The 25,707-nt window shown below is 45.1% G+C and carries 18 protein-coding genes and 1 pseudogene; 8 read left to right on the top strand and 11 right to left on the bottom strand.

Annotated features, from left to right (window positions below):
• Positions 1–48 precede the first annotated feature (48 nt).
• Entirely contained in the window at positions 49–2,526 is a 2,478-nt protein-coding gene (locus L2755_RS17165; protein ID WP_248981900.1) for a S9 family peptidase, read from the top strand.
• A 167-nt stretch (positions 2,527–2,693) separates the two neighbouring features.
• The gene (locus L2755_RS17170; protein WP_248981901.1) at positions 2,694–5,600 is read left to right on the top strand and encodes an insulinase family protein; all 2,907 of its coding nucleotides are present in this window, start codon (positions 2,694–2,696) and stop codon (positions 5,598–5,600) included.
• 158 nt (positions 5,601–5,758) lie between these two features.
• Here L2755_RS17170 and L2755_RS17175 read toward each other — a convergent pair whose 3' ends face one another.
• Complete coding sequence (locus L2755_RS17175) at positions 5,759–7,204, bottom strand: DEAD/DEAH box helicase (RefSeq protein WP_248981902.1); 1,446 nt, start codon at positions 7,202–7,204, stop codon at positions 5,759–5,761.
• 382 nt (positions 7,205–7,586) lie between these two features.
• On the opposite strand from L2755_RS17175, the gene L2755_RS17180 reads away from it, so the two are divergent.
• The 4 genes from L2755_RS17180 (at position 7,587) to cydC (ending at position 12,197) form a co-directional block, all read left to right on the top strand.
• Entirely contained in the window at positions 7,587–7,832 is a 246-nt protein-coding gene (locus tag L2755_RS17180) for a DUF3565 domain-containing protein (protein WP_248981903.1), read from the top strand.
• A 155-nt stretch (positions 7,833–7,987) separates the two neighbouring features.
• Positions 7,988–8,338: a DUF3622 domain-containing protein gene (locus tag L2755_RS17185; RefSeq protein WP_248981904.1), complete on the top strand. Its 351-nt coding sequence runs from the start codon at positions 7,988–7,990 to the stop codon at positions 8,336–8,338.
• Positions 8,339–8,634: 296 nt separating this feature from the next.
• Positions 8,635–10,458: a heme ABC transporter permease/ATP-binding protein CydD gene (gene cydD / locus L2755_RS17190; protein WP_248981905.1), complete on the top strand. Its 1,824-nt coding sequence runs from the start codon at positions 8,635–8,637 to the stop codon at positions 10,456–10,458.
• A complete protein-coding gene (gene cydC / locus L2755_RS17195; RefSeq protein ID WP_248981906.1) occupies positions 10,458–12,197 on the top strand; it encodes a heme ABC transporter ATP-binding protein/permease CydC in 1,740 nt (579 codons plus the stop codon). Before cydD ends, cydC begins: the two co-directional genes overlap by 1 nt.
• 87 nt (positions 12,198–12,284) lie before the next feature.
• Here cydC and L2755_RS17200 read toward each other — a convergent pair whose 3' ends face one another.
• From L2755_RS17200 to L2755_RS17220, 5 genes are all read right to left on the bottom strand, one after another.
• Positions 12,285–14,168: a methyl-accepting chemotaxis protein gene (locus L2755_RS17200; protein ID WP_248981907.1), complete on the bottom strand. Its 1,884-nt coding sequence runs from the start codon at positions 14,166–14,168 to the stop codon at positions 12,285–12,287.
• Positions 14,169–14,529: 361 nt separating this feature from the next.
• Positions 14,530–17,724: a bifunctional proline dehydrogenase/L-glutamate gamma-semialdehyde dehydrogenase PutA gene (gene putA / locus L2755_RS17205; protein ID WP_248981908.1), complete on the bottom strand. Its 3,195-nt coding sequence runs from the start codon at positions 17,722–17,724 to the stop codon at positions 14,530–14,532.
• Positions 17,725–17,991: 267 nt separating this feature from the next.
• Positions 17,992–18,567: a TIGR04211 family SH3 domain-containing protein gene (locus L2755_RS17210; RefSeq protein WP_248981909.1), complete on the bottom strand. Its 576-nt coding sequence runs from the start codon at positions 18,565–18,567 to the stop codon at positions 17,992–17,994.
• A gap of 163 nt (positions 18,568–18,730) precedes the next feature.
• Positions 18,731–19,999 (bottom strand): inorganic phosphate transporter, encoded by a 1,269-nt coding sequence (locus L2755_RS17215; protein ID WP_248981910.1) that lies wholly within the window; start codon positions 19,997–19,999, stop codon positions 18,731–18,733.
• Between the two features lie 25 nt (positions 20,000–20,024).
• A complete protein-coding gene (locus L2755_RS17220; protein WP_248981911.1) occupies positions 20,025–20,705 on the bottom strand; it encodes a TIGR00153 family protein in 681 nt (226 codons plus the stop codon).
• Positions 20,706–20,937: 232 nt separating this feature from the next.
• On the opposite strand from L2755_RS17220, the gene L2755_RS17225 reads away from it, so the two are divergent.
• Complete coding sequence (locus L2755_RS17225) at positions 20,938–22,425, top strand: CYTH domain-containing protein (RefSeq protein ID WP_248981912.1); 1,488 nt, start codon at positions 20,938–20,940, stop codon at positions 22,423–22,425.
• Positions 22,426–22,473: 48 nt separating this feature from the next.
• On the opposite strand, the gene L2755_RS17230 is transcribed toward L2755_RS17225, so the two are convergent.
• From L2755_RS17230 to L2755_RS17250, 5 genes are all read right to left on the bottom strand, one after another.
• On the bottom strand, positions 22,474–23,268 hold the full coding sequence (locus L2755_RS17230; protein ID WP_248981913.1) for a potassium channel family protein: 795 nt from the start codon (positions 23,266–23,268) through the stop codon (positions 22,474–22,476).
• A gap of 63 nt (positions 23,269–23,331) precedes the next feature.
• On the bottom strand, positions 23,332–23,661 hold the full coding sequence (locus tag L2755_RS17235; RefSeq protein WP_248981914.1) for a hypothetical protein: 330 nt from the start codon (positions 23,659–23,661) through the stop codon (positions 23,332–23,334).
• Between the two features lie 107 nt (positions 23,662–23,768).
• Entirely contained in the window at positions 23,769–24,422 is a 654-nt protein-coding gene (locus L2755_RS17240; protein WP_248981915.1) for a DUF4178 domain-containing protein, read from the bottom strand.
• Between the two features lie 11 nt (positions 24,423–24,433).
• Positions 24,434–25,123, bottom strand: coding sequence for a PspA/IM30 family protein (locus L2755_RS17245; RefSeq protein ID WP_248981916.1), 690 nt, complete (start codon positions 25,121–25,123; stop codon positions 24,434–24,436).
• A 12-nt stretch (positions 25,124–25,135) separates the two neighbouring features.
• Positions 25,136–25,549: a YjfI family protein gene (locus L2755_RS17250; protein WP_248981917.1), complete on the bottom strand. Its 414-nt coding sequence runs from the start codon at positions 25,547–25,549 to the stop codon at positions 25,136–25,138.
• 73 nt (positions 25,550–25,622) lie between these two features.
• On the opposite strand from L2755_RS17250, the pseudogene L2755_RS17255 reads away from it, so the two are divergent.
• Positions 25,623–25,707: pseudogene (locus tag L2755_RS17255) on the top strand (DUF2170 domain-containing protein); the annotation flags it as partial.

Below are 25,707 nucleotides of genomic sequence, written 5' to 3' on the forward strand. Positions count from 1 at the left end.
GTGTGATATAAAAGTCCGCAAAAATACCAATAATAAAAGGGATGGATAATGAAAAGCGTCATTCGTCATATCGGATTGAGTGCTCTAACAGTTGCTATTTTAGCGGGCTGCTCAACAACTAATACCACAGTTACACCTGAGCCAGTGACTTCAGCAAACGCTGTCACTTTGTCAGCACCACCACAAGTTGACCAAGCACTTACGCTTAAGCAAATAATGGCTAATCCCGACTGGATGGGATTGCTTGCCAAAGGCGCTTATTGGAGTGACGATAGCCAATCTATCTACTTCGCTCGCCAAGCTCATGGCAACCCGACGCGTAATTATTATCAACAAGATCTGACCGGTTCTGCAGCTAGCGAGCTAGCATTAAACCAGCTACATGCCGCGGATCAAGAGTACGGCGTGTTGGATAATGATAAGACCCGTAAAGCCTATCTCTATCAAGGTAACTTGTTTGTCAAAGATCTCGCTTCAAAAGCGATCACTCAGCTAACCCGCCAAAATACCAAAGTAGATGGTGTTAGCTTTTTAAACAACGGTGATATCGCTTATTGGCAAGGCGAAGATATTTATACTATCAACCGTAATTCAGGCTTATCGGTGCAGATAGCGCATATTAAAATGGCCGCTGAGCCAAAAGGTGTCCAAGAGCCTGCAACTTACATCGCTAAACAGCAGCAGCGCCTTATCGAGTACGTAGCACTGCAGCAGAGTAACGCTAAATCTAAAGAGCAGTATAAAGCGGACTTAGCTAAAGCCGATCCTACTATGTCAGCCAAGACATGGTATTTAGGCAATAGCGAAGTTGTTACCGAGCTGAGTTTGTCTCCGGACGGACGCTACGTATTACTGTCACTGCGTGACAAAGATTACAGCTGGCGCGGCGAACACGACATCATGCCGAACTACTTAGGTAAAGATGGTTATGTCGATGCTGTGCCTGCGCGCGCCCGTGTTGCTGAAGATACACCAGCCGGTGAGCGCTTAGTCGTTCTTGATCTGCAAACTCACACTAAAAAAGATATCACCATCGAAGGCTTAACGGGCTTTGATGAGGATGTACTTGCTAGCGTTAAAGCTGAGAATGCCAAGGCAAAAGGTGAAAGCTATCAAAGTGAGAACTCGCCACGTAAAGTGCAGCGAATTCAAGATTGGGGCTGGTCGCAAAGTGCTATCCAATGGCAAGCAAGTGGCGATAAAGTCGCTGTGATGTTAGAAGCCGTTGATAACAAAGATCGCTGGATTGCGACGATTGATCTCACTAAAGGTAGTTTGAAGACCGAGCACCGTCTGCACGATGATGCCTGGATAAACTACAACTTTAATCAGTATGGCTGGTTACCCAATAGCGACAGCTTGTATTACTTGTCTGAAGAGACCGGTTATTCACATCTCTACCTAAAAGCCAGTGGTGAAAAAGCAAAGCCGCTAACCCAAGGTCAATATGTCGTCAGTGATATTACCTTAGGGCCCAAAGCGCAGTTCATCTATTACAAAGCCAATAAGAGTCATCCTGGTATCGATAATGTTTATCGGGTAGAGATCGCAACCGGTAAAGACCAGCAGTTAACCCAATGGCAAGGTCAGCTCGATTACAAGTTGAGTCCAGATGGCGCTCAGTTACTGCTAAACGCATCTACCCGCATTAAACCCGCTGAACTTTTTGTGCAACCGATTGGCGGCGAGATAAAACAGCTTACTGATCACACTAGCGCTGCATTTAAAGACTATCCATGGCAAGCGCCAGAAGTCGTCGCCGTTCCATCTACTCATGGTGCCGGCGACGTGTATGCTCGAGTTTATTTGCCACAAGGGTACAGCAAAGACAACGCTGACAAGTATCCGGCGGTTATTTTTAACCACGGTGCTGGTTACCTGCAAAATGCTCACTACGGCTTCTCTGGTTACTTTAGAGAGTTCATGTTCCATAACTTACTAGCGCAACAAGGCTATGTGGTCATGGATATGGATTACCGTGGTTCAAAAGGTTACGGCCGAGATTGGCGTACTGCTGTGTACCGTCAAATGGGCACACCGGAAGTTGAAGATCTTAAAGACGGTGTGAGCTGGATGGCGGCGAATGCTAATGTCGATGCAGGCAAAGTGGGGACTTACGGTGGCTCTTACGGTGGCTTCTTGACGTTTATGGCACTCTTTAACGAGCCTGAACTATTCCAAGCGGGTGCTGCTCTGCGTCCAGTTTCTGATTGGGCTCATTATAATGCGCCGTATACTTCCAATATCTTAAATACTCCGGATGTTGATCCAATCGCTTATGAGCGTAGCTCGCCAATTGAGCATGCGGCAGGGTTACAAAAGCCATTATTGATCATGAGTGGCGTATTGGATGACAATGTGTTTTTTCAAGACAGTGTGCGTTTAGTACAACGTTTGATTGAGCTTGAGAAGCCGATGTTTGAAACTGCGATCTATCCGGTTGAGCCCCATGGTTTCCGCCAACCATCAAGCTGGTTAGATGAATATCGCCGTATACATAAGCTTTTCGAGCAAGAACTCAAATAAATCTCATCGAATGATGAAATAAAAGAGGCTCCGATTAAGGAGCCTTTTTTATAGTCTTGATAGTGCCTTGTGATTTTACGTGTTGAGTGAGCGCTTTGCATTTAACCTAAGTATAAAGTATACCTTGAACTGATTTATTTTAATTAGTCACAGTTCAAGGAAGATATATGAGATCTAAAAAGTACCTTTGCCTAACGATGAGTTTATGTGCCATCGCAGTGATTAGCAGCGGCTGTGGTCAACAGCAATCAGTTGCTGAGCAAACAAGTTCCGTTGTCGCAAGCGCCTCCAGTGTGGTCGACTCAAACGAAATTAAGAAAAGTGTTAATGACGAACGTAGTTACCGTGTCATTACTCTGGATAACGAGTTAGAGGTGGTGCTGGTATCTGACCCCAGTATTGAAAAGTCTGCAGCGGCATTGAGCGTAGGGGTCGGTTCATATCAAGAGCCTATAGAGTTTGGCGGCCTAGCTCATTATTTGGAACACATGCTATTTCTGGGTACTGAGACCTACCCTAAAGTGGGTGAATATGCCGATTTTGTCAGCAAAAATGGCGGTACTATCAATGCGTACACTCAACTCGATCATACCAACTACATGATTGCGGTTAACAATGGCGCTTATAACGAAGCACTAGCCCGCTTTTCAGGCTTCTTTTATGAACCCTTACTCGATGCCAAATACGCAGATAAAGAGCGTAATGCGGTGCATTCAGAGTGGAGTATGAAAGGGCCTAATGACTATGTGATCATGGGGGCTCTGGACGGGTTAACACTTAATAAAAATCATCCAGTTTCACAGTTTAACTGGGGAAATCTCAATTCACTGTCGGATAAAGGTGAGCGAACACTGCAAAAAGAGTTATTGGCTTTCTTTGATAAGTACTACTCCGCAAACCTAATGAAAGCGAGTTTAATTAGCAATCGCTCTCTTGATGAGATGGAAGTGCTGGCGAAGAAGCACTTTTCCATGATCCCAAATAATGGTATCGATAAGCCAGTTATAAAAGCGCTAGCAGCAACACCAAGTAACGTGAACAAGCTTATTCGTTATGTTCCACAAACTGAACTCAATCAGCTGCAAGTCAAATTTGTTATTGCTAATAACCTGTCGAAATTTCAGGTTAAACCAAATGAATATTTAGCACACCTTATCGGCAGCGAAATGCCTGATACCCTGTCTGCTAAACTTCGAGAATTAGGTTTAATAGAAAACCTATATGCTAGTGCTGATCCAAGTGAATATGGCAGCCAAGGCAGCTTCACGATTACTTCTGAGCTAACAGCAGGTGGTCTAGAAAATAGAGATTTGATTGTAGGTCTTATCTTTAAATACATTGCATTACTGCAAAGTAAAGGCGTTGATGAGCAATATTACCAAGAGATAAAGCAATCGCTAGATAATGACTTTAGGTTTGTGGAGAAATATAACGATTACGCCTATGCAATGCGAATTGCTGCAACACTACAAAAGTATGAGCCACAATCGGTATTAAATTATGCTTATGAATACGATCGCTTTGACGCGACCGAGATCAACAAGGTGTTATCGCAGCTAACAGTAGAAAACTCGCGGGTGCTGTATATCGATCAAGCTCAATCAGTCGATACTGACATGGAGTACTTTAAAGGTCGATATAAGGTAGAAACGATAGATGATTCTATGCGTAATATTTGGCAAGCAAAAGCTAACGATATTGAGTTAAAACTGCCAAGTGTTAACCGTTTAATGCCGGAAAACTTTGAGGTCGTAAAAGCCAAATATACCTCTCCAAAACTGATCCTTGATAGTAAAGAAGTTGAAGTTTACTTGACTCATTCACAGCAGTTTAGTCAACCTAAAGGCTATTTGGCGGCGAAGTTTAATAGTGATATCGACAAGCAGACCGCAAAGCAACAGGTGATGGCACAACTGCTCGTTAAGTCGTGGGAGAATAACGTACTACCGGCGGTTTATGGCGAATCTCGAGCAGCAGGAATGTACCTCTCGGTAGGGATTGATAATGGCCTGTCTGCATGGGTTCGAGGTTTTACAGACAAGCAAGCTGAATTACTACTAACGGTATTTGATAAACTGCAACGCTATGAGGTGAGTAATGCTGAGCTCGCTAATTTGAAAGCTAGCTACGCCGCGGAGCTACGAAGCAACCAAAAACAGATTGTTATTCAACAGTCTTTTCAAACGTTTAATAAGTTACTTAATGCTGATGAGTTTGAAGATTCAAGTCTACTTTCGGCCATCGACTCAATTACGCCGAGTGAACTTAATGTATTTAAGTCCCAGTTATTTGCAAGTGGCAAGCCGCGATTTTTTGCATTTGGTAATTACCAAGAGGCATTGTTAACCAAAACGGTTAAGCAGCTTGTGGATGTTCTACCGAAAAAGCGAGTTATTGAACCTGTCTATTTTTCACCGTTAATTGAGTTATCTGCTGCATCAGTGGTTAACCTGCAAACGGATGTTGACATGACTGATGTTGGCTTAGTTGATGCGAGTTTTACAGCGTTAACGCCAAAGGCCGCAGCAACCGCTATGGTGTTACAGAAACTTATTCAGCCTGGGGCGCACAAACAGTTGCGAACAGAGGAGCAATTGGGCTACTCGGTAGGTTTCTTTAGCCAGAGGATGCGTGAGCATGTGTTGATGGCAATGTACATTCAATCTCCCGTTAAAGGTCCCAATGAACTTCTGAATCGTTTCAATGCATTTAAAAACCAATTCGACAAAGAGCTTGCGACAACTAAAGAGGAAAGTATTGTTGCGATTAGAGATAGTGTTTTAGTGGGGCTAATTCAACCGCCGAAAAACATCAGAGAAGAAGCTTGGCCACTTTATAAAGATTGGCTTGAACGCAAAACTGATTTTATCAGTCAGCAACAATTAATCGCAGCAGTGAAGGAAGTGACCTTAGCTGATGTACAAGCGTTATACAGCGATCTTAATACCGAAGGAAAACTCAGTCGTGTGGTAGTACAACTGCGTGGCACTGAGTTTAAAGATGCGGCATTTGCTGAATTTAAACAACAGCAGAAAGTAGCCAGTATTGATGCATTTCATAAGAAGTCATTATAACCAGGCGATGATTCCGCATAGCCATAATGCACTTTCGGGTGCAAAGCAATTAGATTGCTACCGCTAGTAGGTAAGGAATATAGCGCTAAAAAAAGCCCCAATACCTATAAGTATCGGGGCTTTTTAATTCTTTTTATCAGTGACTAAAACAGAAAATGTTAGCCTTGAGGGCCACTTTCGTTACGACGACTGCGGCGCTGCCCTGATAATGGCGCTGATCCAGGGTTGCTTGATCTGGCATGTCTTGGATTCTTATCATTTGGCTTATGGCCACGGGCGGCTTCTCCGCTGCGTTGTCCATCTTTATGCTCGACCTTTCCAGCACTATTCTGTTGGCCGCTACCTTGACTGCGATTAGCCGGTTTGCCACTTGAATTAGAACGTCTCTGGTTTGAACCACGAGAGTTACTATTACGTGGGCCTTTATTTTGTCCGTGAGACTTACCGGTTAAATCGGTCTCAGGCAGCTTATGAGTGGGCTCGAACCCTTCAATGACTCTGCGCTCTAAGTTTTGTTTGATCAGTAGTTCGATATCACGCAGCAATTTAACTTCTTCATCACTAACCAGTGAAACGGCTTGGCCGGTTGCACCAGCGCGGCCGGTACGTCCGATACGATGAACATAATCCTCAGGCACGTTTGGTAGATCGAAGTTGACTACTTGTGGAAGTTGGTCGATATCCAAGCCGCGTGCGGCGATATCAGTGGCAACTAATACGCGAACGCCGCCACTCTTAAACTCAGCTAAGGCTTTAGTTCGTGCACCTTGGCTTTTATTACCGTGAATAGCCGCTGCAGTAATGCCTTTAGCGTCTAGGCTTTTAGCAAGACGGTTGGCGCCATGTTTAGTACGGCTGAAAACCAGTACCTGTTGCCAGTCATGTTGCTTGATAAGATTGACCAGTACGGCTGCTTTTTGGCCTTTATCGACTGGGCAGATCCACTGCGTTACGGTATTGGCTGTAGCATTACGAGGTGTTACTGAGATCTCTACCGGATTGTTAACCAAGCCTTTAGCGAGTTTGCGAATATCATCTGAGAAGGTCGCCGAGAACATTAAGTTCTGGCGCTTAGCAGGTAAAACAGCAAGGATTTTCTTAATATCGTGGATAAAGCCCATATCTAGCATGCGATCGGCTTCATCTAATACGAGTACTTCGAGCTGGCTAAAGTTAACCGCGCGCTGATTATACAAGTCAAGTAAACGTCCTGGTGTTGCGACTAGAATGTCGACACCCCGGCTAAGCTTAGATATTTGCGGGCCAATACCCACACCACCAAAAATAACCGCTGATTTAAGGGGTAAATACTTACCGTATACTTCAACGCTTTCACCCACTTGAGCCGCAAGTTCGCGGGTAGGGGTTAATACTAAGGCTCTTACTTGTTTTGCAGGCGCTTTGGTGCCCTTTGAAAGAAGTTCTAACAGCGGCAAAGTGAAGCCTGCTGTTTTGCCTGTTCCGGTTTGGGCGGCGGCCATGACGTCTTTACCTTCAAGTACCGCTGGAATAGCTTGTGCTTGAATTGGAGATGGAGTGTCATAGCCTTTACTGGCGACAGCTTTCAAAATTTGGGCTGATAAGCCCAGTGAAGCAAAACTCATAGATTGATCTCATTTCGACCAGCCAAGCTGGCGTAAAGCGCGCTGACTGCAGTTTATAGAAGGGCCGGCTAATGCTGGCGGGCGTGCAGCTTACAGGATCTGCCTAAAAAGCGCTATTTAATAAACAATAGCCCTATAATTTTCATCCTCTAAAGTATGGCAGTAAATCGCCACTTTTGAGCGGCTGACGCTAGCAATAAACTCGACTTCACCGCTGAGAAAACCAACTAATTGAGCTAAACTTTGCAATTGTGTGATTTTTAGTCGTTTAAAAGATGTTGTTTCGAGTCCGCACGTGTTAATCTCGCGCCCCTGAAAGTTTGTCTATCGACCTCAACCCAAACTTAGCCAATCCCTTTTGGCCAATTTAAGTTGTATAGCCTTGCTACAAGCCATTATTAATTATCATCAAGATGATGAACAACATTGGGTTGCAGAGTTAGCTTGTGGTCATAAGCAGCATGTGCGCCATCGTCCACCTTGGGAAAACCGTGGTTGGGTGACAAGCACTGGCGGTAGAAAGTCTATGCTCGGGTATAAACTCACATGTAAACTATGTGAATTCGACATGGCCAATAAACTGAAGTCATCGCTAATAGGCGAATTGATGAGTCAGACATTGTATTAACGACTATGATTTGGCAAGACAATTAGGCGCGATTACGCTGAAAGAATATTGAAGGTAGCAGCAAAGCAAAAGCGATTGCTGTTACTTATGATTGAGCTGGATCATTTACGCATTAAGCTCAAAGTATTACGATTATTGTTAGGAAAATAAGTAACATGACACAAACAAAGAAGTATGATTTTCGCGTTGTTGAAGATAAAACAACTTGGACTGGCCAGATCACTCGTCGTCAATCAGCTAGAAAAATTGTCGTTTCAAAAACCCAAAAAGGTTTTGAAACTGAAGCTGAGGCGATAGCATGGGGCGAAACTGAGCTGAAATCATTCTTAGAAAACCTTGTTAAGCGTAACGAACGTAAAGCTAAGGGACGTGAAGAGCGTAATAAAGCGGCTGAAGAGAAAGAGCTTGCAGCTGATGTATGGCGCGCTGCTCGTGATGAAAAAGCGGCAGCTGAAAGAAATTCTGATGACGATAACCTTGATTACGGTTCAGACGCAGAACGTTAATAGCAAGGCTAACTTGCTAAGTGTTATTACACTTAATGTAAGCAACAGATAACATTAACCGCGATAAGCACAGCTTTCGCGGTTTTTTTGTGGCTAAAAATGAGTTATCACTGGTAATGATACTGAGTAATACCTACCCTGTTTTTTGATCTAGCTCAATTTTTGTGAGTCTCATAGCAAATACGTAACTGGCGTTTTATTCTGCGGTTAATGCTTGCGATACTCACACTCCTTCAGGCGCCTTACTCCGTTAATTTATTAAGCTTATCTGTCATGTACAGTAAATCTGGGACCCAATGGATAAAACCGTAGAGAAAAAGCTCACTCACTGGCTCAAGCTGCAAAAATCAGCCTGTGGTTATTACTTAAATTTGTCGATTCTCTTCGGGGTGTTAACCGGTATTAGCTTGATGTGTCAGGCATGGCTCATTGCGACCATATTACAGGGCATCATTATCGATGAGCTGCCAAAAGTCGCTTTTGCTGATCATTTCTGGTTATTGTTGTTGCTGACTATTTTTAGAGGTGTACTGGCATTTGCTAGAGAGCGCTCAAGTTTTAAAGCGGGCGCGCAGCTGCGGGTACATATGCGTGCGGCGGTGCTGGATAAACTCGCGGCATTAGGCCCAGCATTTATTCAAGGCAAGCCCGCAGGGAGCTGGGCGAGCATAGTGCTTGAACAAGTGGAAGACCTACAAGATTTCTATGCCCGCTATTTGCCACAAATCGTGCTTGCGGGCTTTATTCCGCTGATCATTTTAGTGGCGGTATTCCCTATAAACTGGGCGGCAGGTGTGATTTTGCTGGCAACCGCACCGCTTGTTCCTATGTTCATGATCTTAGTGGGTATGGGGGCCGCTGATGCCAACCGGAAAAACTTTGGTGCCTTGGCTCGTTTAAGTGGTCACTTCATGGATAGGCTTAAAGGCTTATCGACGTTAAAGCTATTTAATCAAGGCGCCAAAGAAGCTAAGGCGATAGAGAAGGCGTCAGAAGAGTTCAGAGAGCGCACCATGTCCGTGTTGCGAATGGCGTTTTTAAGCTCGGCAGTACTCGAGTTCTTTGCCGCCGTATCGATTGCAGTATTAGCGGTGTACTTTGGCTTTAGTTATTTAGGCCATTTAGATTTTGGTCATTACGGTACCTCAATCAGTTTATTCACCGGTTTGTTTATTCTTATCTTAGCCCCTGAGTTTTATCAGCCCCTGCGCGATATGGGCACCCATTACCATGCTAAAGCACAGGCGATAGGCGCCGCAGAGCAGCTAATGAAACTGCTCGACCATCCTGATGCAAACTCAGGAGAAAAGCGGGATGCGGGTGACACCCTAGAGACTGATATACACATCGAAGCCATAGATCTTAAAGTGTATAGCGTTGATGGCACCCAGCTACTTGGGCCTATTAGTTTTACCTTGCAACAAGGTGAGCATTTAGCGGTGGTGGGGGCGAGCGGCGCGGGCAAGACAAGTTTGCTTAGTGCTTTGCTAGGTTTCTTGCCATATCAAGGCCAACTTAAGATCAATGGTATTGAGTTAAGTCAATTATCGCTGTCGCAGTGGCGAAAAAAATTGGCTTGGCTGGGTCAGGAGCCACAGCTGTTCTGTGGCACAGTGCGTGAAAACGTCGCCCTCGGAAAGTTAACGCCAGATTCAGCTTTGTCAGATGATGCTATCAAGGCATTATTAGCGCAAGCTCACATCCTCGATTTTGTTGAATCGCAACCGCTAGGACTAGACCATCCGATACAGGAGCAAACCGCAGGCTTATCTGTTGGACAAGCGCAACGTATCGCCCTTGCTAGAGCACTCGCTCAGCAACCGAAACTCTATATCTTGGATGAACCTACCGCCAGCCTTGATAGTTTGAGCGAGCAAGCGGTACAAGCGACATTGGCTCGAGCCATGCAAGATACAGCTTGCTTGATGGTGACTCACCGATTGGGATCGCTAAGCTCGATGGATAGCATTCTGGTGATGGAGAAAGGTTTATTAGTACAGCAGGGCACATTTGCCGAACTTAGCGCAGCTGAAGGGGCATTTAAGCAGATGTTAGTTGATTCTGCGCCTGTTGCTATAGAACCTGCGGCTGTTGATATAGAACCAGAGGGAGAGCTGTAATGAGAGCGCTACTACCTTACATTAAGCGATTTAAAAGCCAGTGGTTGATGATGTTTGTTGGCCTATTTTTAAGCGTGACGACCTTAATGGCTGGCATTGGCTTGTTAGCCCTTTCTGGCTGGTTCCTATCCGCTGCAGCTGTTGCTGGTTTAACCATAGCTACGGCGCAGATGTTTAACTATTTCACCCCAGCGGGTGGGGTTCGTTTGCTGTCAATTGTGCGCACCGCAAGCCGTTATGGCGAACGTTTAGCGACTCATGAGGCCACGTTTAGTCTGTTAACCGATCTGCGTTGTTGGGTGTGGAATAAGCTGATGCCACTCAGTGCCAAAAACCTGCAAGGGATCCGCCGCGGCGATCTGCTTAATCGCTTAGTGGCAGATATCGATACCTTAGATCATCTTTATTTGCGCTTACTGACACCGCTATTAGCTTCACTGCTGATGTTAGTTGGGCTGTATTGCTTCGTTTCATGGTTTGATGCCAAACTGGCATTAACACTCTGCAGTATTTTGTTAGCCGTATGGTTGCTACTCCCAACGGCGTTTTACTTTCTTGGCCGCAAACCGGGTATTGCACAACTCGACACTAAGCGTCAGTTGCGAGTGCAGTTACTTGAGTATTTACAAGGCCAAGCAGAGTTAACTTTATTTGCTGCGCAAGACCTATATCGCCAACGGCTGAACGGTGCCGAGAGCGCTATGATTGCCAGTCAAAACCGCATGAATCGAGTAACAGCATTAAGCCAAGCATGCCTCATCTTCTGCCATGGCTTTGCGGTGCTAGTCATGTTGTATATGGCTGCCGCTGGAGTAGGGGAGTCTGTGCCACCAGGGCCAAAATTGGCCATGATTGTATTTATGACGATGGCGACCATAGAGATGATGATGCCACTGGCGGGAGCATTCCAGCACCTTTCAGCATGCAGCTCAGCGGCGACCCGACTCAACCAAGTGGTAGAGCAATCTCCAGAGGTGACCTTTGCAGATAATCCTGATCTGCATGTCACAGCGGGGCGCGTTGAACTCACCAATATCAACTTTGGTTATGATGCTGAGCACTGCGTACTTGAACAGCTGAACTTAGTCATTCCGGCGGGCAGTAAAGTGGCTTTACTGGGGCAAACGGGTTGTGGAAAGTCGAGTTTATTATCACTCATTACTCGCGAGTGGTTGCCTCAAAGTGGCCAAGTATTGCTGGATGGGCGCGAGGCCAGTGCCTATTCTGAGGATGCTTTGCGGAAATCCATGTCGGTGGTGAGCCAGCGTATTTATCTATTTAGTGGTACATTGAGAGACAACCTAGCCATCGCTTTAGATAATCCTAGCCGTAAAGATGACGCTAAGCTGATTGCAGTCTTAGACAAAGTGGGTTTGAGTGAATTGCTTACAGGTGATAAGCCACTAGACAACTGGATTGGTGACGGTGGACGGCAGTTATCCGGTGGCGAGCAGCGTAGGATTGGCGTCGCTAGAGCACTGCTTAGAGACGCGCCGATGTTACTGCTGGATGAACCAACGGAAGGGCTAGATAAAAAGACTGAGCGAGAAATTTTGTCATTATTGTTTGAGTTTGCCAGTGATAAAACTGTGCTGATGATTAGCCATCGGTTAACGGCAATGGCGAGCATGGATACGATTCATTTGATGGAACAAGGAAGAATCCGCTGCTCAGGTGCTCATCAACAATTACTCAAAGAAGATAGTTATTACGCCAGCCTATATCGAACATTAGCCTAAGCTGCTGATAGATTTTATAAAGCGAGTGCAACGATAATCGATATTACCGTTGCACTTTTGCTGTAGAAAAGTACTCGAGTTGCTAGATTAGATCTTAAATTTGGCCACTCTTTCGTTTAGCTCAGCCGCTATACTAAGCAGTTCATCAGCATTACTGGCCACACTATTGGTTTGAGTGGTCAGTAGATCCGACACCTCTCTAACAGCCTCAGTATTACGGCTAATGTCTTCTGACACCGCTCGCTGCTCTTCAGCGGCGCCAGCAATTTGCGTTGCCATGTCAGAAATATCAGTAATCGACTGGGTTAAAAGCTCTAAGTTTTCTAAGGCCTTCTCTGAGTTAGTAACGCTTTCAACCGCGATGTCAGTACTGGTTTGCATATTGCGTACAGCCAGTTGGCTATTTTTTTGCAGGGTGACAATCATGTTACGGATCTCTTCGGTAGAGTCTTGAGTGCGATGGCTGAGCACCCGTACTTCATCTGCAACCACGGCGAACCCGCGTCCCTGTTCACCCGCTCGCGCAGCTTCAATCGCCGCATTTAACGCCAGTAGGTTGGTTTGCTCGGCAATAGATTGGATTGTCGAAAGCACCAAGTTAATGGCAGTGGTGTTTTGTTCCAGCTCGGTGATAACGCTAGATGCTTGCGCTAGTTGATGTGATAACTGATTAATCGAGGTATTGCTTTGGCGAATGATCAATTGACCTTGCTGACAGTTATCAGCAGAAACACTGGCGGCGCTGGCTGTCGTTTCAGCGTGGTTAGCAACTTCTCCAGCGGTGGCTGACATCTCATGGATCGCAGTGGCTATCTGGTCGATATCTCGGTGCTGAATGTCAATCTGCTCACTGGTGGAACTGACTAATGACGAGGAGTCGTTAGCTTGCTTGGTGAGCTCTGCTGCATTGTTAACGAGCGCGGCTACCATCTGTTGCAGTGATTGCAAGAAGGCGTTCATATGCAATGAAAGGGTGCCAATTTCATCGGCATGTTTAATCTCAAATCTTTGGGTTAAATCGCCTTCTCCCTTGGATAAATTCTCTAACGCTATGGTTAGCTTATGCAGTGGAGCAAACATGCGGTTTAATGCGAACGTAGCCAATACTAAAATCAGGATAAAGAGTCCCGACATAATAACGATCACTCGGGTAATTTGGCTGCGAACGCCGGCGTAGGCTAAATCTTCATCTTCTACGATACCTAAGGTCCAATCTGTTCCAGGAATGGCTGTTAATTGTACCAGCCGACTTTGGTCATCACCGCGCCAATTCAAGGTGAGTAGCTGGCCTGCAACGCGGGTTTGTTCGACATAGCGGGAGTTAAAATTTGAACTCAATTCAGTGGCGGACTTAAACAGTAGCTGATGATCATTATGCGCCAGTATTTGGTTACTACCGTCGATTAGAAAGGCAAAGCCATTATTGGGCAGTTGTAGTTGTTCAACTTGCTTGGTGATGTCATCGACTGTCATATCCGCAGCGACCACACCGCTGTTTTTTCCGGAGAAGGCTTTGGCCATGGTAACAACGATGCTGCCATCAAAATCGAGGTAGGGGTCGGTGAAGATCAGCTGCTGGCTGCGCTTTGCTTGTTGGAACCAAGGACGAGAAGTAGGGTCATAATCGCTCGGCCACACTTCATCTTGATTACCATAAACGACATCACCATTATCAAGACCGGCATAGACAGACATAAATCCACCCGCTCGTAATGTCAGTAACATTTCGCGTTCAACATCAACGCTACTGCTAATGAGATCTTCGTTGGCCAGTAGCAAGTTAGCGCCTAGCTTAATATTGGTCGCAATAAGGTTACTGGTGGCGATACTGGTCTCATTGATTCTATGAGTAATGGTGTTGGTTGTCTCTTCAATGAGTTGTGAGATTGAAATATATGACTGTACAGCGCTGATAAACGCACAAGTCAGTAGGATCGCGATTTGAATTTTTCTTTTGATTGTTAATGTCATGAGTCTGTTTTTTATTCGATGTGGGGTTATGGTTACTTAAGGTGTTTTATATTGTATGAAAATAGTTAAATACGCTTTGAAGTCATGGCTTTAGTTGAGATTTGTGGTGATTGTACTTGAGAGGACACAGAAGCTTTAGTTAAAAATGATGTTTAAGTTCACAGCCTTGAATTAACGGTCACTCTTTTGAGGAGCGTTTTTAATGATAATCGCGGTGTAGAAGTTCAAGCTTGAGAGGATGACCTTACTAATGAGCTTGATGTGGAGCCTTGATGGGAAGAACCGCATAAAAAAAGCCAGGTTAAAAACCTGACTTCTTAGAGTTCAATATTAATGATTTAGGCAATAATGCCTAAAGATATTAATCTTCACTATCACCTAAAGATAACAGTGTGGCATTCCCACCAATGGCAGTAATATTGTTGGTTCGCGTTTTTTCTGTGATAAAACGCGTGAGGTAGTGTGGGCCACCTGCTTTGGGACCTGTACCTGATAGGCCTTGACCACCGAATGGCTGCACGCCAACGACAGCGCCAATCTGGTTGCGATTGATATAGACGTTACCGACGTTGATCTTACTGGCCAACTCCAGCGCATGGCCTTCGTTACGGCTATGAATACCGAGTGTTAAGCCAAAGCCAGTGCTATTGATCTCATCGATTACCTTGGATAGATCAGCGGCTTTATATCGAATAACATGTAGGATGGGCCCGAAGTGCTCTTTTTCCAGCACCTTGATGGAGTCAATCTCAACGGCCATTGGCGCAACAAAGTAACCATTTTCAGTCCCCACTGGCAATTCCAACTGCTTAAGCAGTGTGCCGACCTGTTTGATATGGTCGATATGGGCATTCAAATTAGCCTGTGCAGCGGCATCGATAACTGGGCCTACATCGGTCTTCACAAAGCTAGGATCGCCAATAGTGAGTTCCTCCATCGCACCTTTCATCACTTCGAGTACTCGGTCAGCAATATCTTCCTGTAGGAAGAGTACCCGTAGCGCTGAACAACGCTGACCTGCGCTGGTGAACGATGAATCGACGATATCATGGACGACCTGCTCAGGTTGAGATGTTGAGTCTACAACCATGGCATTTTGACCACCGGTTTCAGCTATCAGAGGAATAATAGCCCCTTCACGCATCGCCAGCGTACGGTTGATGAGTTTTGCCGTACCCGTTGAACCGGTAAAGCAAACACCACCAATACGTTCATCTGAGGTGATTGCAGCGCCTACTGTCGCACCCGTGCCAGGTAGGAACTGTAACACCGCTTTAGGGATGCCAGCTTCATGAGCAAGTTGCGTTGCACGGAAGCCTACAATTGAGGTTTGCTCAGCAGGTTTCGCGACAACGGTATTTCCCGCCGCGAGTGCTGCAGCAACTTGGCCAATGAAGATAGCCAGTGGGAAGTTCCATGGGCTGATGCAGACGAAGATGCCACGGCCTTGAACAAACAGCTCGTTTAATTCACCTGTTGGGCCAGGGAGGAGTTCAGGCTGCGCCATCATCTTCTTCGCCTGAACAGCATAGTAACGACAGAAATCTACCGCCTCTCGGACTTCATCGATGCCATCTTGGATGCTCTTTCCCGCTTCACGGGTACAAAGTACGATAAGCTCTTCGCGGTTTTCTTCGAGTAGATCCGCTAGTTTTTGCAAAGCAGAAGCACGCTCTTCGACTGGGGTATTACACCAAGCCGGGAAGGCTTTCTCTGCGCCAGAGAGTGCGAGTTCAATCGCTTCAGCATTTGCAAAAGCGAGCTTGCCAACCACTTTTGTGGTATCGAATGGGCTGACAATTTCATTGGTTTCACCGGCGAGTAACTCGCCGTTGACCAGTGGGCCGGCATTCCAAGTGGTATCTTTAAATTTGTCGAGTGCCGCGAAGAAGGGCTCGGATTCAGAGATGATATTCATGTTTAATCCCTTGGAGTTTTTGCGCGATGAGCCAAAAATATCGGCTGGCTGCACGATCTTATTATTTGACAGCGTCTTATATTGTTGCAAGGTTTTGATTGGATGAACCACTAGCGATTCAATCGCAACCTTTGGATCGACAAGCTTATGCACAAATGAGGTGTTAGCCCCATTTTCGAGCAAACGACGTACTAGGTAGGGCAGTAGCTCTTTATGTTCGCCAATAGGAGCGTAGATACGAATTCGCGTTGTAGGTGATTCGGCGATCAAGGTGTCGTAAAGCTCCTGTCCCATACCATGCAGACGTTGGAACTCATACAAGCGGTCGCCAGCCATATCCATTATCGCAGCGACTGACTGGGCATTATGAGTGGCAAACTGCGGGTAGATAGCGCCACGAGTCGCTTCAGAAAATATGTAACGCGCCGATGCAAGGTAAGAGACGTCGGTACCCGCTTTACGAGTAAAGAGAGAGTATCCAGCTTCGCCGGCTTGCTGAGCCCACTTGAGTTCACTATCCCAATATGCCCCCTTCACTAGGCGTACCGGGATCTCATCACCTTGCTCTTTCGCTAGGCGAGTTAACCAGCAAAGTACAGGAAGGCCACGTTTAGCGTAGGTCTGTACCACGATACCGAGTAGGCCCCAACCTTTCGCAGCTTCTGAGTTATAGAGCTTCTGGAACAATTTTAAGTGAAGCTCGAGTCTGTCCATCTCTTCTGCATCGATAGAGATCCCAACATCGAGTTGCCGCCCCTGCTTAATGAGCTTGATTAGCGTGTCGTAGAGCTCTGATAAGACGCGATCTTGGTTGGCAACTTCGTAACGTGGATGAAGAGCCGATAGCTTGATAGAGATGGTAGGGCGCGGGGCTTTACTCTCATCATAGCTCTGCGCACCAAGGGCTGCGATGGCATTAGAGTATTCTTCATAATACTTCAGCGCATCGGTTTGTGTTAGTGCAGCTTCCCCCAGCATATCGTAGCTGTGTGTGTAGCCGATTTTTCGGTTTGCTTCACTGTTTTTTAGGCCACTTTTTATGCTAGTCCCTAAAACAAACTGCTTACCCATTATTTTCATTGCGGCAAGCATGGCTTGGCGGATAACGGGCTCGCCCACTTTATTGACTAAGCGGTTAAGTAACTTACTTGGGCTACCGTCGGTTTTTCGATCTAGCTTAACGATTTTGCCGGTAAGCATCAGTCCCCAAGTCGATGCGTTAACTAATAGTGAGTCACTCTTGCTTAAATGTTCATCCCAGTTAGCACCTGAGAGTTTATCCTCAATCAGGGCATCAGCGGTTGCAGCATCAGGAATACGCAATAGTGCTTCAGCAAGGCACATTAATATAATGCCCTCTTGTGTTTCTAAGCTGTATTGTTGTAAAAATGCATCAATACCGACCATCAGGCCTTTCTTGTCGTATTGACGTACTTTAGCCACTAATTCGTGTGCCCGATTTGTCACACGGTCGATCTCTTCATCGCTGGACGGAACCAGTTTTATCAATTCTGATAAATATTGTTCTTCGTCAACGATATAATTATCGCTGATCGCTTTGAACAGTTCGTTGAGATCGGCTGAGTCATAACGACCAGCTAGTACTTCACTCGCTTTGAACATATTAATCACTTCCATCTTGACCGAAAGATATATTGTTAGGATGTTTTATGCGACGAGATCTTTGTTGTTCTTTTTTTTGTATACAATCTAAGACCCCCGCGCGGCCGATTATACCCGCAAAATGTGACGAGGGACACCTTTGTGAGTGGTGGTGTGATCTGTGTTTGATTCGTGTTGAGGGTTGCGTGCGCTAGCCCTCGGTAGGTGTGGGCTGTAGCTTATAAAATAAAAAGCCAGCGTTTGAAAACACTGGCTAGAAGAGACTAAAAAATAACGGATTAATTACCAGTGATTTTTAGGTTTACGCTGTGGTCGTGGTAAGTAAACTAAAATAATACCCAAGATTAGGCCGCCAGCGGCAATAAAGCCACCCTGCTTCCACATTTCAAAACGCTCATTCTTTTGCATGCTGGCAAGTTTTACCTGAGCGCTATCGCGTGCTTGGCTAGCACTTACAAGTGCTTTTTCTGCTTGGGCGAGTTGCGTCTTAATCTGGCTTAACTCTTGTACACTCGCATCGGTTGTTGAGAGTGCATTGGTTAAGTCAGCTTTAGTTTGTGCCAACTCTGCTTGAATTACGGGCAACTGTTCCCGCAAGCTTACTGAAGCGCTAAGTAATTTTGTTTGCACCCAGCCTTCACGACCCTTGTGATCGATTATCTTGCTGTAGTCACCTTGCACTTCACCCACTAAAGTTATCTTTTGACCCGCTTCTACACTGCCCAAAATTCGAAACTGAGTGCCAGCTCCGCCATGGAGATAGATAAAAACATCATCAGAGATGTAACTTGTTTGGTTCGCTGCAAATAAAGAGGGGGAAAGTAATAACGCACCCACAATAGTTAGAATTTTTAACACCAATCTATTCTCATCAATGAAATTTAGCCAACATGCTAGGGATTTAGAGGACTTAATGCAAGTGGCAATAAGGGAGATAAAACGCAAAAAGGGAGCTTGATACAAATTTTATCAAACTCCCCCATAGAATCGCAGTGTTTTTGGACACTACCAAGCGAGGTATTTAGTTAAAAACACCTTTAATCATGAAGAAGAACATGATTGATAGTGCCGCACCAGCAGGTAGGGTTACTACCCAAGACACAACGATATTACGTACTACGCCAATATTGATTGCGGCAATACCACGGGCCATACCGACACCTAACACAGCACCCACAAGGGTTTGTGTGGTTGAGATGGGTAGACCTGTGCCCGATGCAATAACAACTGTCGATGCAGCTGCAAGCTCAGCGGCAAAACCACGACTTGGAGTAAGGTGGGTAATATTCTTACCGATGGTTTGCATTACACGCTTACCAAAGATAGCTAGACCCAATACGATACCAACAGCACCCAGCGGTAAAATCCACCACACAAGCGCGGCATTGCTGCTGATCTCGCCACCACTGTTAACGATTGAAACAACCGCCGCTAGTGGGCCAATTGCGTTAGCAACATCATTTGAGCCATGAGCAAATGCCATACAACAAGCCGTTACCACCATTAAGATAGCGAAGACTTTCTCAACGTTACCAAACTGGGTCTGACGATCCGCTTTGTGATCCATTTTTAGGCGCTTGATAGCAATCATGCCACCAATACCCACTAATGCAGCAATTGCGAGAGCCAAAGCGTAAGACTCTAAGTTACCAAAGTGCAATCCAACATGCTTCAGACCTTTTTTAATGGTAACCAGTGCCATTACAAAGCCAGCAAGAGCCATATAGTAAGGAACATAACGCTTAGCATTTTCTAACGGGTTCTCGGTATTAAAGATAAGCTTTTGCACACTTTGGAATATCATAAAGGCGATAAAGCCTGATATTGCCGGTGTGACGAGCCAAGAGCCAACGATACCACCGACTTTGCCCCATTCGACCGCGTCTGCACTTACGCCTACTGCGGCGAAACCAACAATGGCGCCAATAATAGAGTGAGTGGTCGACACTGGCCAACCAAGTGCTGAAGCAGCAATAAGCCAGATACCAGCAGCTAGCAAAGACGCTATCATGCCGTAAACCAGCAGTTCAGGTTGTTCAATAAAGAATGTTGAGTCAATAATGCCTTTACGGATTGTACTGGTGACTTCGCCACCGGCTAAATACGCACCTGCAAACTCAAAAATCATAGCGATAATAATCGCTTGTTTAATTGTAATCGCATTGGAACCGACTGAGGTTCCCATTGCATTGGCTACATCATTTGCGCCAATACCCCAAGCCATTAAAAAACCAAATAGAGCCGCTATGCCAATAAGCCATGGGCCGTTGGTGACTAATACATCAACCATGTTATTACCTTGATAATCTTTTTGATTAGACGCGAGCTAACATCAGCTCTAGGCGGGAACCGACGCGTTCGGCAAGATCTGCCAAGTCGCCAACCCACTCAATTATCTTGTAGAGGAACATTACATCTACAGGGTTAAAATCAGATTCGATAGCAAAAAGCTGTCTACGGATCTTAATTTGTAAAACATCAGTGTCGTCTTCGATAGAATCAAGTTCACTGATCATTTTTGCGACAAGATCCACTTCACGGCCTCTAAAACCTGTTTCTAATAGGTCATCGAGTTCGTTAATTGCTTGCTTTGATAACGCCACTGCATCAAGACAGCGTTGTAAGTAAGCAATGAAAGGTTCTTGGATTGCATGAGGTATGACGAGCTCTCGGCCGATAATACGGCCAGAAATGTCTTTCGCTTTGTTAGCGATCTTATCTTGCTGGGTTAGTAGCTCCAGTAAGTCAGTACGCTCGACTGGCATAAACAAACCACCCGGCAGAGTTAGGCGGATTTCACGTTTTAGTGAATCTGCTTCTTGCTCAGCCAAGCTTATTTGCTTGCGCAGTTGAACAGCTTTGTCCCAGTCACCTGAGGCTGTAGCTTCGAAAAATGGGACAAGTAACAACGCACAGTCGTATACTTTGTCGATATGCTCTTGAAGAGGCTTAATTGGCGATTTTGCAAACACGCCCAAAATAGAGTTTACTGGCATTGCCGTTTACCTATTTAGGTTATTACACTATTGGAAAAAGCGGGCGCATGTTAACCCAAGCGGCCGCGTAAGAAAACTGTGTTTTTGAATTTAACTAAACAGTTTTTTATTCTAACGAGTTATATCTTAACTGCAAAGCGAATCCTACGGCGTTTTTATTACAAAAATATTACACTGTGTATAATTAGTGACAGATTGATTAAATTTTAATGACAAGGCGAATAGTACAGAGATGGAAGCCGAGATAGAGCTCAAACTTTTATTCAATGAAAATGAGAGAAAAACCCTTATAAACCTGCTGGATAGCATACATAACTCCGACAGTAAAGGCAGTGAGAAGTTGACTAATGGGTATTTTGAAACCCCCGACCTTACTTTGCGTCAATGGGACATGGGGCTGCGCGTTCGGGGAGTTAATACACACCGTGAGCAGACAATTAAGACCGCCGGACAGGTTGTTGGTGGCATCCACTCTCGGCCTGAATTTAATGTCGATATAGATCACGATTTTCCTAAATTAAATTTATTCCCGCCAGAAATTTGGCCACAAGGTGCAGATCTTGAACAAGTGCAGCTACAGCTGCGTTGTTTGTTCAATACTGATTTTGAACGACAGAAGTGGCATATTTATGTGGATGATAGTTTGGTGGAAGTGGCGCTTGATATCGGTCATATTTCTGTTGATGAACGCTCTGAACCCATTTGCGAATTAGAGTTTGAGTTGCTCGTAGGTGATACCAGCGCCTTGCTTGTTTTAGCGGGGATCGTTAGCCGAGAAGTGCCGGTTCGGTTAGGTCATGCGAGTAAAGCGCAAAGAGGCTACCAATTAGCGGCTCAAGCAAGTCCTTTCAACTTAGAAGTTCTCGATTTTATTGCATTAAAGCCTGAGCAAGACTTAAAGCAAGTTGCTATTAACCTACTTGAAGTTGGTCTTGATCGATGGCAGAAGCTAGAAGCGATGATCCTTGATGTTGCGCTGAATCCTCATGAACTCCCTATGCTCTGTTACCGCCTTAGAGCCTGTATTCGCTTACTAAAAAGCACGCTAGCGCAATTTACCTTGTTGGCTGGTTCTTTTGAAGATGACTTTGATTGTATTGAACGTCGACTTAACTTCATTGAAGAGTCGTTGAGTCTCTTTTCCATAGTGGAAAAAAATGGCTCACTTATCGCCAAATTATCGATGTCGGATGCTTTGGTGGATATTGCCAACGCCAAACTGCAGCAACTCGATATCGCTGCACATTTCGATGCCTTGCTAGATGATCTCTGCTATGGCCGACTGCAAGTACACCTTGTCGATCTGTTGATGCAAATCAGTGATGGCCGTGTTGTTATCGATAAAACACTTGGTTTGAAGCAGTTTGCCGATGAGCTACAAGAAAAGTCATGGCAAAAGATCTTGGATGTTATGCCATTAAATAATGATTTGAGCAGTAGTGATTATCTTGCAGTCGCCAAGGCATTAGATAACAGCATGTTTGTCGGTGTGGCATATGGTCAGCTTTACTCAAACAAATCACGTGATCAATTTAGAGCACCTTGGCAAGACCTTGCGTTAGGCATTAGAACCTTAGCGGCTTACCGACAACTAAAAGAGATTAGTGAGTTAGCGTATGTCGATATTAGTGGTTGGCTTGAAAATAAGGAGCTCAGTTTAGTACAGGCAATGGAGTTTTCTCGCCGTAGTGCGATGCAGAACGAACCGTACTGGCGTTAATGCTGTTGTAAAACAATATATAATGATTAAGCCCGCCAATGTGTGGGCTTATTTTTTGCCGTCTCTCATCTCCAATTTTAACGCTTCAATCTCTTTAAGCAGCTGTTGTTGGTTGGCTTCCATGCGGGCGAGACTCATTTGTAGTTCTGAGCGGATCTCTTCACTGTGGATTTCAAGCTTTTCAGCTTCATCTGGGGCTACAAAAACAGATGCCATATAACCAGAAATAATACCAAAAAAGCTGACGCCACAAACAATAACAATGCCACCGATGATATGCCCTGCTGTGGTGACGGGATAATAGTCACCGTAACCCACGGTTGATATTGTGACTAGAGCCCACCAAATGGCATCTTCGGCAGTTTCAATATTAGCCCCTTCGACCCCGCTCTCGACAATTAAGACCAAAACAGAGGCAAAGGTAAGAATCGTCACTAATGCCACTAATAAGCTTGCCAGAGTCGCTTGGCGACGCTGTTTGACCATGGGCACAATTAAGGATCGGGTCATACGAATAAGCCTGACCACACGAAGGATCTGAAAAAGTCGCGCCATTCTCAGTGCTTCAATTGCCGGAATACTGGCAACTAAATCTATCCAATGATGCTTAAAGTAGGTTTTTTTGCTCTCAGCTTTGAATAGGCCATAGAAAAAATTTGACATGAAAAGAAGGCAAATACAGGTATCAATAAAAAACAGTAAACGCCTAGTTTCGCTATCAAGCCTAGCAAAGGTAAGCACGAGCACCACAACAACAGAGAGCAACGACAGTAGCATCATCGCGAGCTGAAAAGGGGTTGGTGGCGTTTCAGCTTGTATGATCCAGCGCTTTTCGTTAGTCATTTATCGATCCATCGTTATTGGGTACTTTCCCTAAAACCGGGAACGAAATTAATCTTCGGGGCTTTAGTTTTCGCTACTGAAGTGAATGAGATCATCTAGAACATGCTTTTTTATTTCTAGTTGTTGCTCTGCTTTTAAGTGGTACTTTTCAGCGAGCAAAGCATAGTCTTGGGCGCTTAAAGATACGGTAAGGCGCGGGCGCTTAGGGCGCTTGGTTACAGTTAAACCAAGGATGTGTCTAATTTGATCTGACGGGCTGACACCGGTATCGAGCGCGGCTTTACGGATGGAGTATTGAAACTTTTCATCCATATCAAAGGCAATTTGAGTGGCTTTGGCGGCTTTTTGATTTTGCTGCCACTGTTCCGGCAACGGATTCTTTTTCTTGCTCATACGTAAGGTATTACCTATCCATAGAAACGGCTTTATAAGTTAATGCTATCACTCATAGTGCTAGAAACAAAAAAGGTTCTAACGTTAAAAACGTTAGAACCTTTTCATTATGCGCCAGGCCAATAATCTCTGATGTCCGATAGAGGGCGATAAAGTGTCAACATGACATCTGTTTCACCGCCGTCATAGACTTCGATATCAATGGCTTTGTCTTCATCGTCATCTAGCAATTGATATGACTCAAAGGGGTCGCCTGTGGCACCGTCAGCATCTTGAGGTGGCTTTTTACCACGATAGTCCTGACGATGAAAGTACCCAAAACCGGCAAATGTGACCTGATGATATTGAGGTGATAACCACTGCTCAAACTCAGTTGCTAGTTCCGCTGACAATTCATTCGTGCTTAGTTCTGCTTTGCCAGGTTCTTCAAAAATAGTGCCAAATTGCTCTAAATCGAATAGCTGCTCGACCAAACCACGATTAACCTTTAACGACAATGCGAGGTAAGTTTCATCATCTTCATCTAAGCTGAGAAAGATGGTGTCACTTCCGTGCCCTTTAAGCACCCATTCCGTTTGTTGTTTGCGCTCATACTCATAGGTATTAACCGCTTCAACTCTTAGCTGTTGCCCACGTAGTTGTGGTGGCAGCGCAAAGCTATCATCAAGGGAGATCATATCTCCCTTGTTTAGCTTTGATGGGTGATCGAGTTGACGTTTAGGTTCCTCTTTCTTGCCAAATAGGCCCCTTAGAAATCCCACGTCATACTCCTTTAGCCTTTGCGGGCTTTAATGCGATCAAGTACTGCATTAGCATTAGATTTTTGCTCACCAATGCCTGCTTCCGCTAGCTTATCATGTAGCGCTTTATCGCTGTTTTCTTCAGCTAGCGTCTCAGATGCCTTAAGGCGATCATCAAATGACTGCTGACGGGCTTTGATGCGTTCTAGCGAATCTTTAGCATTAAGTAACTTTGAGTTACTGCCTGCAAATGAATTAGTAATTGTCGCCGTCGCCTTTTGTACGCTTTCTGTGGTTTTAACCATAGTCAGTTGGCGCTGGTAATCAGTGAGCTGACGTTCAGTCTTACGGACTAAGTCTTTTAGACGAGTAGCATGTGCGCTGAAGCTGTCGTTGGCTGACTGCTGGTCATTAAGTTCTTGATCGAGTTCAGCGATTTTTTCAGCAACTTCTAGTGCTAATGCCTCATTCCCCTTTTCAAGTGCTTGGGCTACGTAACCTTCGTGTTCAGCAACCGCACGCTTTAGGCGGTCAACTTCACGGCTCGCTTGCATCTCTTTTGCCATGACTTCAGTTAAGTCACGCTTAGCTTTAGTCAGATGTTTTTCTGCATCACGGATCTCTTGTTCAAAAATACGTGTTGAGTTTGCGTCTACAATACCTTGGCCAACTTCAGTTGCGCCACCGCGAAAAGCAGTAAGAATCTTGTTTAGAATGCCCATAATGTGGCTCCTTTATTTAAGGTAATCGGCGAGTTCGTCGATTACTTCGAGACAGTTGTCAGACAGAACAGACAGTTCTTGTTCTATCTCTTCGATGCTTGATTGCACTGATAGTGCGCCGTATACCACATACTTGTCATCAATCTTGGCAAACGATGAAAGTGGCATTGGGATGTTGAGTTCTAGCATGGTCTCAAACATCTCAGCACGACGCTCTTGATTCACTTCATCCTCGCCCCATAAATAGCTGATGCAAAGGATCTGGTTGTCCGTAACCGATAGGAATACCGGGATCTCTTCTCGGCCAACAATGTTAACCTGCAAGACTTCCACATCGCCATCAATTGGATAACAATCAAATTGAAAGCCGGTATGGCCTTTGTCGCCAAGTTCATTTAGATGGTTGGCAATATTGTGGATATTCATATTTGTCCTTATTGACATATTATGTCCAGATGGTATCTTTAAACGCAGACATAATATGTCAATAAGGACAAATATGAATATCCACAATATTGCCAACCATCTAAATGAACTTGGCGACAAAGGCCATACCGGCTTTCAATTTGATTGTTATCCAATTG

The organism is Shewanella abyssi (assembly GCF_023284025.1).
Classification (GTDB): domain Bacteria; phylum Pseudomonadota; class Gammaproteobacteria; order Enterobacterales; family Shewanellaceae; genus Shewanella; species Shewanella abyssi.